The organism is Pseudoalteromonas sp. SR43-5 (genome assembly GCF_014163835.1).
GTDB classification, from domain to species: domain Bacteria; phylum Pseudomonadota; class Gammaproteobacteria; order Enterobacterales; family Alteromonadaceae; genus Pseudoalteromonas; species Pseudoalteromonas distincta.
The window spans coordinates 25,132-36,594 of record NZ_JACJEA010000040.1; the positions used below are offsets into that span (position 1 = coordinate 25,132).

Annotated in this window: 12 protein-coding genes and 2 tRNA genes; 9 read left to right on the forward strand and 5 right to left on the reverse strand. The window is 37.9% G+C overall.

The features are described from left to right. The first annotated feature begins 122 nt into the window (after positions 1-122). The 3 genes from pabB to H5090_RS18465 all read left to right on the forward strand — a co-directional run bounded on the left by pabB (position 123) and on the right by H5090_RS18465 (position 3,543). Entirely contained in the window at positions 123-1,481 is a 1,359-nt protein-coding gene (gene pabB, locus H5090_RS18455) for an aminodeoxychorismate synthase component I (RefSeq protein WP_182696424.1), read from the forward strand. Between the two features lie 6 nt (positions 1,482-1,487). After that, positions 1,488-2,063: a CoA pyrophosphatase gene (locus H5090_RS18460; protein WP_182696425.1), complete on the forward strand. Its 576-nt coding sequence runs from the start codon at positions 1,488-1,490 to the stop codon at positions 2,061-2,063. A 103-nt stretch (positions 2,064-2,166) separates the two neighbouring features. Next, positions 2,167-3,543 carry an L-serine ammonia-lyase gene (locus H5090_RS18465; RefSeq protein WP_182696431.1) on the forward strand — a complete coding sequence of 459 codons (1,377 nt, stop codon included), beginning with the start codon at positions 2,167-2,169 and terminating at the stop codon, positions 3,541-3,543. 76 nt (positions 3,544-3,619) lie between these two features. Here H5090_RS18465 and cysB read toward each other — a convergent pair whose 3' ends face one another. After that, the gene (gene cysB, locus H5090_RS18470; RefSeq protein WP_002961670.1) at positions 3,620-4,597 is read right to left on the reverse strand and encodes an HTH-type transcriptional regulator CysB; all 978 of its coding nucleotides are present in this window, start codon (positions 4,595-4,597) and stop codon (positions 3,620-3,622) included. Positions 4,598-4,921: 324 nt separating this feature from the next. Between cysB and H5090_RS18475 the strand changes: the two genes are divergently transcribed. Then, the gene (locus H5090_RS18475) at positions 4,922-5,680 is read left to right on the forward strand and encodes a hypothetical protein (protein WP_182696426.1); all 759 of its coding nucleotides are present in this window, start codon (positions 4,922-4,924) and stop codon (positions 5,678-5,680) included. A gap of 72 nt (positions 5,681-5,752) precedes the next feature. On the opposite strand, the gene H5090_RS18480 is transcribed toward H5090_RS18475, so the two are convergent. Next, the gene (locus H5090_RS18480; protein WP_182696427.1) at positions 5,753-7,045 is read right to left on the reverse strand and encodes an NCS2 family permease; all 1,293 of its coding nucleotides are present in this window, start codon (positions 7,043-7,045) and stop codon (positions 5,753-5,755) included. Between the two features lie 118 nt (positions 7,046-7,163). On the opposite strand from H5090_RS18480, the gene H5090_RS18485 reads away from it, so the two are divergent. From H5090_RS18485 to H5090_RS18495, 3 genes are all read left to right on the forward strand, one after another. Then, entirely contained in the window at positions 7,164-7,628 is a 465-nt protein-coding gene (locus tag H5090_RS18485; RefSeq protein ID WP_182693823.1) for a tetratricopeptide repeat protein, read from the forward strand. 298 nt (positions 7,629-7,926) lie between these two features. After that, positions 7,927-8,361, forward strand: coding sequence for a SulA-like leucine-rich domain-containing protein (locus H5090_RS18490; protein WP_182696428.1), 435 nt, complete (start codon positions 7,927-7,929; stop codon positions 8,359-8,361). Between the two features lie 38 nt (positions 8,362-8,399). Continuing rightward, a complete protein-coding gene (locus H5090_RS18495) occupies positions 8,400-8,879 on the forward strand; it encodes a YchJ family protein (RefSeq protein ID WP_024595938.1) in 480 nt (159 codons plus the stop codon). 74 nt (positions 8,880-8,953) lie between these two features. Here H5090_RS18495 and H5090_RS18500 read toward each other — a convergent pair whose 3' ends face one another. From H5090_RS18500 to H5090_RS18510, 3 genes are all read right to left on the reverse strand, one after another. Beyond that, complete coding sequence (locus H5090_RS18500; protein WP_138489334.1) at positions 8,954-9,871, reverse strand: diguanylate cyclase; 918 nt, start codon at positions 9,869-9,871, stop codon at positions 8,954-8,956. Between the two features lie 193 nt (positions 9,872-10,064). Continuing rightward, positions 10,065-10,367: a DUF6172 family protein gene (locus H5090_RS18505; RefSeq protein ID WP_002961433.1), complete on the reverse strand. Its 303-nt coding sequence runs from the start codon at positions 10,365-10,367 to the stop codon at positions 10,065-10,067. Between the two features lie 179 nt (positions 10,368-10,546). Next, the gene (locus H5090_RS18510; RefSeq protein ID WP_182696429.1) at positions 10,547-11,074 is read right to left on the reverse strand and encodes a VC2046/SO_2500 family protein; all 528 of its coding nucleotides are present in this window, start codon (positions 11,072-11,074) and stop codon (positions 10,547-10,549) included. A 112-nt stretch (positions 11,075-11,186) separates the two neighbouring features. On the opposite strand from H5090_RS18510, the gene H5090_RS18515 reads away from it, so the two are divergent. Together H5090_RS18515 and H5090_RS18520 are read left to right on the forward strand one after the other, a co-directional pair. After that, positions 11,187-11,271 (forward strand) — tRNA-Tyr (locus tag H5090_RS18515). Positions 11,272-11,320: 49 nt separating this feature from the next. After that, a tRNA-Tyr gene (locus H5090_RS18520) sits at positions 11,321-11,405 on the forward strand. The last annotated feature ends 58 nt before the right edge of the window (positions 11,406-11,463 follow it).

Here is an 11,463-nt window from a genome sequence, read left to right on the forward strand (position 1 = left end):
CGTAATCTAAATCAAACCGGTGACGGTGGTTTGCACTGTTTTTTGCAGCTTAGTGCTGCCAAAAAATTTGACTTATGATACCCTCCCAGCCCGTTTCGAGCCAGTTCTTAAAGGGGCAGTAAATGCTAAACAATAAAAAAAATTGTATTAAATTAGGCATAACACAAAACTGCATTGACGTTTTTGCGCATTTTTCACATTTGCCTTATGCAATTCTATTAGATTCTGCAAATAGTAATCATATAAACAGCCGTTTTGATATTGTTGCTATTGAGCCGCAAAGTACCCTTGAAGTAAAAAATAATAAAAGCTTTTTAAATAATATAGAAAGTAGTGATAACTGCTTTGAAATTATGAATAATGAGCTTTCGCATCTTGCTAAAACAAAAGCCGATTACGATTTACCCTTTAACGGCGGCTGGCTTGGCTACTTTGGCTACGACTTAGGGCGTACAATTGAAAACATCCCCACTCGTGCTATTGAAGATATTAATCTTCCCCAAATGGCTATTGGCCTTTACTTAGATGCCCTTATTTACGACAAGCAGCAACAAAGCTGGTTTTATGTATCGCAGCCAAACACCGATCGATTAGCGCTTTATGAGCAATACTTAAATACACACGCTAACTCCCAAGTTAATACGCAGTCCTTTGCCCTAAACAGCGACTGGCAATCAAATATGAGCGAAACGGAATACGCTGCAAAGTTTGCCCTAATTGAGGAGTATCTAAAAAGTGGCGATTGTTACCAAATTAATTTAGCGCAGCGCTTTAACGCTCAGTTTGAAGGCTCCCCTTGGGCGGCTTATATTAAACTGCGTGAGGCAAATAAAGCGCCATTTTCGAGCTTTATAAATCACCCTCAAGGGGCAATTTTATCAATTTCCCCTGAGCGCTTTATATCTGTAAATAATAACGTTGTAGAAACCAAACCTATTAAAGGCACTCTGCCGCGAAAAGCGGATGCGCTGGAGGATCAACGCCAAGCCCAAATACTCGCAGCATCAGCTAAAGATCGCGCTGAAAACGTAATGATTGTTGATTTACTGCGTAACGACTTAGGCAAAGTGGCAAAACCTGGCAGCGTCCACGTCCCTTCCCTTTTTGCTATTGAAAGCTTTCCGGCAGTGCATCATTTAGTAAGCACGGTAACCTCAGAACTTGATGAAGGCAAAACAGCGGTCGATCAGTTAAAAGCGGCTTTTCCGGGTGGCTCAATCACCGGTGCGCCCAAAATTAGAGCGATGGAAATAATTGAAGAACTAGAACCACATCGCCGCAGCATTTATTGTGGTTCAATTGGTTATTTAAGTGCATGTGGAAATATGGATACGAGTATCACTATTCGTACCTTGGTGTGCCACAAAGCGCAAATTTACTGCTGGGCAGGCGGCGGAATAGTAGCTGATTCTAAAGTCGAATTGGAATATCAAGAAACTTACGATAAAGTAAATAAAATCCTCCCTTTATTAAAACAGTAGGTCGCTTTGAATAGTGAACACATTATGGCGCGGTTTCTGTTAAGCCCTACAGCTGCGCCAAACCAGTTAAAAGACACGCGTAAAAAACGTGCTAGCGCTGTTATGCTGCCAATTATTGATATAGATAATCATGCACATATCTTACTGTGTAAACGCCCTACTTATTTACACCATCACCCTGGGGAGATTTGTTTGCCAGGGGGTAAGTTTGAAGTAAGCGACATTACCCTTCGCACCACAGCCCTTCGCGAACTAAAAGAAGAGCTAAATATTGCCCAAAACAACGTTAATGTATTAGGTCATTTACCTGAGTATTCAACATTAACGGGTTTTAGTATTAGCCCCTATGTGGGTTTACTTAATAAAGGCACCACCTGGGAAAATGACTATAATGAAGTACAAGCGAGCTTTTTACTCTCGGTCACTGAGTTAAATAACGAAGCTAATTGGCAACCCTTACCTTTTCAACGATTTGGGAAAACGGTTATTTTGCAAGGTTTTAAAACGCCACATGGTTTACTTTGGGGTGCGACAGCAAGCATTATAAAAAACTTTACAAAACAACTCGCCTTACCAGTTTAAATCTTCGTTATTAGTAGTTACACAATCACAATTCCACGTTATCATGCTCGACCGTTCAAAGAGCAGCTTCGTGCTGATAAAACAAAGTAGAGACACACACATTATGATCAGTGCATTTGATATGTTTAGCATTGGTATTGGCCCTTCGTCATCACACACCGTTGGCCCAATGCGCGCATCACGCTTATTTGTTAATGACCTACAAGAACAACAATTATTAGCAAATGTGACCGATATTAAAGTAGAGCTTTATGGCTCTTTGGGTCAAACAGGTGTTGGCCATGGCTCGGGTAAAGCCGTAATTCTTGGTTTAGCCGGTTATGACCCTGAAACTATAGATGCCGATTTAGTCGACGACATTTTAGCCACCATCGAACAAGATCAGGTTATTTATTTAAACAAAACACACAAAGCTAAGTTTCCAAAACAAGGTGCTATTGTTTTTCATCGTCGAAAAACGCTGCCTAAACACTCTAATGCAATGGAAATTATCGCCTCAAACAACGGCGAAAAAGTTTACAGCAAAGTATATTACTCTATTGGCGGTGGCTTTATTGTTACTGATGAAGAGTTTGAAAACGAAAAACAAGCAGCCCTTGATATTAGAGAAGAAAACCCAGCTCCTTTCCCTTTCAGTAGCGCAAAAGAGCTACTAGAGATGTGTAAAGAGTCAGGGCTTAGTGTTTCAAGCTTAATGATGAAGAACGAAAAAACACTGCGCACTGAAGATGAAATAAAAGACACGCTGTTTCATATTTGGAAAGTAATGATGGCCTGTATTGACCGTGGTATGCGTACAGAAGGTATCCTACCTGGCGGCTTAAAAGTAAAGCGCCGAGCGCCTAGCTTATACTTAAAACTAAATATAGAGGTCAGTAACGACCCACTTCGTGCAATGGACTGGGTTGATTTATTTGCCCTTGCCGTAAACGAAGAAAATGCGGCAGGTGGCCGTGTAGTTACCGCACCAACTAATGGTGCTGCGGGTATTTTACCGGCTGTACTTATGTACTATCACACATTTGTGAAAGAAGTAGACCGCGATATAGCCACACGTTATTTATTAACGGCTGCTGCTATTGGTATTTTATATAAAAAGAATGCCTCTATATCGGGTGCTGAAGTAGGTTGCCAAGGTGAAGTTGGCGTTGCGTGCTCTATGGCTGCAGGCGCATTAACAGAAATTGTTGGTGGCAATGTTGTGCAAGTAGAAAACGCAGCAGAAATTGGTATGGAACATAATCTAGGCCTCACGTGCGACCCTGTTGGTGGCTTAGTACAAGTGCCGTGTATTGAACGCAATGCAATGGGCGCGATTAAAGCAATTAATGCCTCACGTTTAGCTATTCGTGGCAGTGGAGAGCAAAAGGTATCACTTGATAAAGTGATTAAAACCATGCTTGAAACCGGCAACGATATGAAAACCAAATACAAAGAAACCGCTCGCGGTGGATTAGCAGTTAATATTATCGAATGTTAATCAGCTCGCTATAGAGAGAAAAAGCTGTCTATTTTAAAATAGGCAGCTTTTTTATTGTTCGTTCAATGCAATCACCTTATTTAACGGGTAACTCTATATCTGCAAATAACTTATCTACGTCATCTTGGTTACGTAACAAGCTTGCTCGCTCTACGCGCTCTTTAGTTAAGTGCGGTGCAAAACGTTCAATAAAATCATACATGTAAGTACGTAAAAAGCTGCCCTTTCTAAAACCAATTTTGGTCGTGCTAGCTTCAAATAAGTGGCTTGCATCAATACACACTAAATCAGTGTCACTCACTTGATCTATCGCCATTGACGCAACAACTCCTACTCCTAGCCCTAAACGTACATATGTTTTTATAACGTCAGCATCGGTTGCTGTAAATACAATGTGTGGTTCAAGCCCGTGTGCGCTAAACGCTTTATCTAACTCTGAGCGGCCCGTAAAACCAAATACATATGTAATGAGTGGATATTGGGCAATGTCAGCAACAGTTAAACTATTTGCCTTTTTAGCGAGAGGATGGTCTTTAGCAACAACAATACTGCGGTTCCAATGGTAGCAAGGCAGCATAACTAAATCTGAATACAAATGCAGTGCTTCTGTTGCAATAGCAAAGTCGGCATCACCGCGTGCTGCAGCATCTGATATTTGCTGTGGAGTACCTTGGTGCATATGAAGCGATACCGCAGGATATTTTTTCATAAACCCTTGAATAACGTTAGGCAAAGCATAACGGGCTTGGGTATGTGTTGTGGCAATATTTAACTTACCTTGATCAGGTAGCGTATGCTCATTAGCAACGGCTTTAATACCTTCTACTTTGGAGAGTATTTCACGAGAAATATTAATTATATCTTCGCCAGCACCGGTTACATGCGTTAAATGTTTACCACTGCGACCAAAAATTTGTACACCCAACTCATCTTCTAACATGCGTACTTGTTTAGAAATTCCTGGCTGCGAGGTAAATAAACTCTCAGCAGTCGCTGAAACATTTAATTTATGATTTTGTACTTCTACGATGTATCTGAGTTGTTGTAATTTCATGGCTGCAAATTTTAACGTTATTATTCATATTATTTATAAAGGCAATACCGCTTAAAACCAAGTGTTATTTGCGTAAAATATCACTTTAGGTCTTTAGGTGTGCAATTATCTGATTAGAGCTCAAGGCTAGCATAATAAATATGCTTCAGGTAGCGATGTTTATTCAGCTTTAGTTTATAAGCCCTTAGGATGACTACGGTTTATAAAGAGCTCAACCTATCAATTTTTTGGTGTATTTTTTAAGTTAATCGGCGCAAAGCTACCCTGTTAACGTATATTTAATGTAAGATTAAATAATTAGGTTATATATCCGAGAATTACACCATGATCGTTTCTATTATAATAGTGCTTATAGTTGCATTGATTGTGATTGCACTATGGGTAAGTGCTGTACAACAACACAAAGAAAAACAAGAAGCGGAACGCCGCAAAGAACTAACAAAACAAAAAGCTATAATAGAAGAAACAGAAGAAGCACTAATGAATAGTGCCAATATACCTCTTTCTGAAAATATAATCCGTGTATTGCAACGCCGTATTTACGAAGCATTAAACACGATGGTTACTAGTTCGCCAACATCCAAAGCACTCAAAAGCCGCTTAGGTGAGGCTAAAACGCACCTCACCAATGCAGTTCTAGACAACAGCAGTGAAGCCCTAACGCTACCGAGTAATGACAAGCAGCTTGTTGGCCTAATTCAAGGTATTAAAAAATTACGCTCAATTTTACGCTCTGAACATAATAAAGGTCGTATTGATAGCCAAGTTTTTGTTTTAGAAGATAAACGTCTTGAAAAACTACAACTACGTATTAATATTGAAAGCCAAATAAAGCGTGGTTTGTCTGCCCGTTCAGCCAGTATGGTTGGCTCTGCAAGGCAGTACTTTGAAAAAGCGCAAGCAACTCTCAGTGCAGTTAACTATTCTGACGAATATGTAACAGCAAAACGCCAAGAAGTTGAAAGTTACTTAGAAGCCATAAGTGTTGAACTAAGAGCTTCTAACGCAAGCGCACTTAAAAAGAAAACAGAAGCTGAGCAAGACGACTTAGATATATTGTTTGCTCCGAAAAAGAAATGGTAGTGTTTTTATAAAAGCATTAAAAAGCCTGCACAAATTAAATTTGTGCAGGCTTTTTTTATTTTTCGTTAGCCATTAAGACAAAAATGCAAACTTGAAAACAAACAAGGCTGTTAATATCCAAACACTAATACTGACTTGATCTTTTTTACCACACAATACTTTAACCGCGGTGTAAGATATAAAGCCAAGCGCAATACCGTGCGCAATCGAGAACGTTAATGGTGTCATTAGCAGCACAACCGTTACGGGAATTGCATCGGTCATATCATCCCAATCTACAAACTTCAAATTTTGTAGCATCAATACTGCGACGTACAAAATAGCGCCCGCCGTTGCATATGCCGGTACCATTTGTGCGAGCGGTGCAAAAAACATCATCAGTAAAAAGCAAATGCCAACAACAACAGCCGTTAAGCCAGTACGTCCGCCAACAGATACACCAGCAACCGATTCTATATACGATGTAGTCGTAGACGTGCCTAGCATCGCACCTGCAATTGTTGCTGAGCTGTCAGCACTTAGCGCGCGCCCTAAACGAGGCATGTTACCTTTTTCATCAGCTAAACCTGCTTTTTGAGTGACCGCAACTAACGTACCCGAAGTATCAAAAAGATCGACAAACAAGAAAGCAAAAATAACACTCATCATTGATATATCAAAAGCGGCTGCAAAATCTAGCTGCATAAAGGTAGGCATTATTGATGGTGGCATAGCTATAACACCGTGATATTCAACAAGCCCAAAACTTAGAGCAATACCGGTCACTAATAAAATACTAATAAGTACGCCACTTTTAAAATCGCGGTATAAAAGTGCAGCTATTACAAAGAAGCTTAATATAGCTAATAGCGGTCCAGGAGATGTAATGTCACCCAACTGCACTAATGTTGCGGGGCTTGATACAATAATGCCTGCATTTTTAAGGGCAATTAAGGCTAAAAAAGCACCTATACCTGTTGCGATAGCTCGCTTGAGCACCAGAGGTATGGCATTAATAATCCACTCTCTGACTTTAAATAAACTTAAAAATAAAAATATACAACCCGACATAAAAACAGCCCCTAATGCGGCTTGCCAGGTATAACCCATTCCTAATACGACGCCATACGTAAAAAAGGCATTTAGTCCCATGCCAGGCGCTAATGCTAATGGATAATTAGCCCACAAACCCATTATAAAACAGCCTATCGCAGCTGCTATACAGGTAGCTACAAATGCAGCCCCTTGGTCCATCCCTGCCTCAGCAAGCATAGCCGGGTTTACAAATACAATGTATACCATAGTAATAAAGGTAGTTAGGCCAGCAACGCATTCGCGTTTAACTGTTGAGTTATTTTCGCTGAGTTTAAATAAGGCTTCAAACATAATAAACTTGTGATAGTAAAAAGTGACGAGATTTTAACATAAAAATTATCTTTTACAGGACATTTTACCTTGCTATATACTAAACTGTTAAAGTAGTTAAAATAATAAATGAACCAATATGCTTAAAACAACACCTTGTGAGCAAGACTTAGAGCAACAGCTAGACAACATTTTAGGTTTTGTTACTCAACCAGAAAGCAGCCCCGCGCCCATTGATAATAAAAAAGATGAGCAAAGTACTATTAATAAAGCCCTATATTATTTAAAAAATAATCAAGCTCCATTGGCTGCAAAATGGATGCGCCTTGCTGCAATGGCAGGAAACCATAGAGCACAGTTTTATTTAGGTTTATTTTTTGTAAAAGGTGAAGGCGTGCCACAAAGTGTATTTCATGCTGTAGCTTGGTTGAGCTTAGCGAGTAGCCAAGGATACGCACCTGCCACTGCAGCGGTTACAGATATACGCAAACATATCGAAACTAAGCGATTTAAAGATGCTCAATGTTATGCAGCAAGTTTGTACGAACAAATTCACCAACTCCAGTTTTCTCATATGATCCCTCGCACGAGTGAAGACACATAAACCAACTAAGTTATAAGTACTGTATACAGTGTTGAAAAATACTGTTTATAGTTACAAAGATACTCCTACTCAGTATAAAACCCACAAATTAAAACATTACTCAAAAATTTATTTTTGAAATACCTTCTCAAAAACAAACCTATAACAAGTTGATTAATAAAGAATTATAGATTTAAAAATAAAAAACAATGATCAAAGGCTGAATAACTGTACAAATAAATAGCATAAAATGCTTGCACGAAAGCACTGTATAAACTACTGTATATAAATACTGTATAAAAACCCAGTGAGTGAAATTATGTTACAGCCTATTACCGTAAGAACAGTTAAAAGTTACCAACAAGACGAGCAAAGCGATTGCGTAAATTTGATCCAAATTGAAGATGAAATTTCAGCGACCTTTGAGCTTTTAAAAGTATTACACCAATACAATAGCTCTAATGCATGGACGTTACTAATTGCGCCAGATCATGTACCTAGCAAAGCTTTACTTGACTCATGCTCTATTGATACAAGCAAATTACTTGTTATTAGACAGAAGCACCTAGTAAATTTAGAGTATGTATTAAATTCTGCGTTACATAATGGAAACTTTGCAGCGGTAATTACCTGGACCGATATAGTTAATAACCAACTACTTACAAATCTATCGTTCGATTTAAGTGAAACGAATACAAAACTATACTGTTTTACTAAAAACGCTCAAACAACAGAGATACCACTCGCTCAATAAGCTTGTTAAACTAATGTTTTAGATTCTGTATTATTATTATGACTTCACTCAATACCACATTATGTTTTTGCAGCAGTGGGCACAATTATGCCGATTGCTGCGAGCCGCTTCACTTATCTGTAAAGCAAGCTGACACTCCTGAACAACTTATGCGCTCACGATTCAGCGCTTATGTTATTAAAAATGCAAAATATGTTTATCAAACCTACGCAAAAGAAAAACAAGCTGAGAATCCGGTTAAAGAAATCAATGATTTTGCTAACAGCTGTCGATTTATAAATCTTGATTTAATTGACTCAAGCCATGATGGCGATACTGGAACTGTAGAATTTAAAGCCCAATATTTTTATCAAAACTTATTTTGTGAGCTTCATGAAAAATCGCAGTTTATTAAAGAAAACACTCAATGGCGTTATTTAGATGGCACTATATATCCTGTTGAAGATATTAAAGTAGGCAGAAATGATAACTGCCCATGCGGTAGCAATAAAAAGTACAAAAAATGTCATAGCATGTAATAAATAATCTTATTTAATATTTATCACCTAAAAGGTGTTTTTAAGTGGCAGAGTGATTTATTAGCTAACTAAACTTAAAAACACACTTTGTTACGCCCTTGCATTTTAGACTCATACATTTTTTCATCTGCGATCTGCAACGTGTTTTTGTTATTTACGTATGGTTGTAGGGTTGCACCGCCAATACTAATAGTCACAAAATCATATTCTGAATATTTGTGTAATATTCCTAAATCGGCCACATTCTGTTTAATTTTATCAGCAACACAAATTGCACCTTCAGTGCTTGTATGCGGTAGAACAACTACAAACTCTTCGCCGCCATAACGCGCAACAAAATCGGTTGGCCTTTGCAAACTATTAGTAATAGTTTGTGCTACTAGGTTTAACACCGTATCCCCCTGCACATGACCATAGATATCATTGTATTGCTTAAAATAATCTATATCGATGAGTAATAATGCATAGTCAACTTTTTCTCGTAAGGCGCTTCGTTCCATTTTAGAAAAATGTGCATCAAAATAACGGCGATTGAATACTTTAGTTAAATCATCTAAAAATACTTTTTGATTGAGTAAGTCGTGTTGTAATTTTAACGTTATATGGGCACGAACCCTTCTAAATAGTGTTTCTTTTACAATCGGCTTTTTAATAAAATCAACAGCTCCGGCTTCCCAACACTCTTCTTCTTCGTTTTCAAAGGATGTAACAAAAATAACTGGGATATCCTGTGTTTCAGTATTATTTTTTAATTTTAAACATGTATCAATACCACTCATTCCACCCATACTAATATCTAGTAGGACTATATCGGGTACATTTACATTACAAATTTCAATTGCTTCTTCACCACTTCCAGCTGTTGTCACATTAAAATGCTCAGATAATATTTTTTTTAATACGATTAAGCTTAATAACTGATCGTCAACTATAAGTACTTTAGAATTCTTTAAACTTAGTTTTAATTGATGGTCAGAGTAATTTATTGGCATAGTAAAAATGTTTTGTTTTTTTTAATTAAAAACAGCCTATAGCATCACATTTTGTTATGCAAATGTTAATTAAGAGGGATTCTACTTATTGGTTATTAATAAAAATGCTTTTTAGTAAATCTTTATTGCATAAAAACAAAAAATGAGCCACTTGGGCTCATTTTATAACTTTGAATACTTTATTAGTTAAGTATTATTCGTCATCATCTAAATCTAATTGCTGACGTTGAGCAGGTCGAGCTAAAATCTCTACATAGAAAGAGGTCAAACCTTGCTTTTCAATTTCGCCAATTTGGTTACTTAATTCAGCAACGTGCACAACTTGCGCATCTTCAGCTGTGTTACCAAACTTACAGTCAAATGCCCAATAGTCAGCATCTTCAGGTAGCGTTTTATTACGCTCTCTTTTCAAATATTTTTTCACTTCGTGCTTTGCAGCATCAACCATACGAGGGTATTTGATTTTCTCGTGATTTAGCGTGAATGTTTTCTTCATTACGTTCCTAATTACCTTGGTTTAATGATAATGGCATTTCATGTCATACCATTTGACGCCATTATAGCAATTGCATTTAATTTTTGGATGCTTTTTTTTCATTAAATCAATTATTAGCAAATATATAAAGCAGACCCGTTATAAAGCATATATTAACTGATGATTATTACAATCATATATCACACCGCAATAAGCTGAAGTGGTTGATGTATTGCATCACTATTAAGGCTGTCGTAAAAAGCAGCTGCATTTATAGGGGGATTCGATAGTTGTGTTTGTTCGCTTTTAATTCTTCTTCTGACAGCAAGCTCACAGTTATCTATTATATTAAGTGGAATATGCTTATCATCATTTCTAATCGCAAGTGGTTCAGGGCTTAAGCACTGTCTTAGCTTAATACTTGTCATACCGCAGCGCTCCCCTTCTTGAGATATTAATGATGCATTAAACTGTCCAACCAACATATTGTATTCATCAGGGGCTAAAAGTTGCTTTGGACCTGCGCCAAATTGCTTTCTTAATGCCTCTTCTTCTATAACTAAATTATCTATTTCAGTTTTTGGTAAATGAAATTGGCTAAAGTCGAGTGCGTCATGTGACAGCATCGCTAATAATAGAGAAAATTCGCCACGGCGATTTTCATGCACACTATTATTGAGCCTACTGTTTAACTGACTCTCTGTGATTAACAAATCATCTATTTGCATAGTCTTTAGTCGATTGTGGTAACTGATAGATATTTATCGGCTTTATTTCAATTTTCTTTAGCTTTTTTCTTTACTTAAATACGCAATTTGCTATTATCAGCGCCGTTGCATTGGAGGGGTTCCCGAGCGGCCAAAGGGATCAGACTGTAAATCTGACGGCTCAGCCTTCGCTGGTTCGAATCCAGCTCCCTCCACCACTTTTCTTACCGCTAAGTTAAGTGGGGCCAAATGCAATAAAATTAGTGTGGAGGGGTTCCCGAGCGGCCAAAGGGATCAGACTGTAAATCTGACGGCTCAGCCTTCGCTGGTTCGAATCCAGCTCCCTCCACCACTTTTCTACTATTCCTATATTCCTATATTCCTATATTCCTATATTCCTATATTCCTAT

Excerpts from the sequence above, each read along its gene's own strand:
- pabB (WP_182696424.1), top strand. The coding sequence starts at position 123 with ATGCTAAACAATAAAAAAAATTGTATTAAATTAGGCATAACACAAAAC.
- H5090_RS18465 (WP_182696431.1), top strand. The coding sequence starts at position 2,167 with ATGATCAGTGCATTTGATATGTTTAGCATTGGTATTGGCCCTTCGTCA.
- cysB (WP_002961670.1), bottom strand. The coding sequence starts at position 4,597 with ATGAAATTACAACAACTCAGATACATCGTAGAAGTACAAAATCATAAA.
- H5090_RS18475 (WP_182696426.1), top strand. The coding sequence starts at position 4,922 with ATGATCGTTTCTATTATAATAGTGCTTATAGTTGCATTGATTGTGATT.
- H5090_RS18480 (WP_182696427.1), bottom strand. The coding sequence starts at position 7,045 with ATGTTTGAAGCCTTATTTAAACTCAGCGAAAATAACTCAACAGTTAAA.
- H5090_RS18485 (WP_182693823.1), top strand. The coding sequence starts at position 7,164 with ATGCTTAAAACAACACCTTGTGAGCAAGACTTAGAGCAACAGCTAGAC.
- H5090_RS18490 (WP_182696428.1), top strand. The coding sequence starts at position 7,927 with ATGTTACAGCCTATTACCGTAAGAACAGTTAAAAGTTACCAACAAGAC.
- H5090_RS18495 (WP_024595938.1), top strand. The coding sequence starts at position 8,400 with ATGACTTCACTCAATACCACATTATGTTTTTGCAGCAGTGGGCACAAT.
- H5090_RS18500 (WP_138489334.1), bottom strand. The coding sequence starts at position 9,871 with ATGCCAATAAATTACTCTGACCATCAATTAAAACTAAGTTTAAAGAAT.
- H5090_RS18505 (WP_002961433.1), bottom strand. The coding sequence starts at position 10,367 with ATGAAGAAAACATTCACGCTAAATCACGAGAAAATCAAATACCCTCGT.
- H5090_RS18510 (WP_182696429.1), bottom strand. The coding sequence starts at position 11,074 with ATGCAAATAGATGATTTGTTAATCACAGAGAGTCAGTTAAACAGTAGG.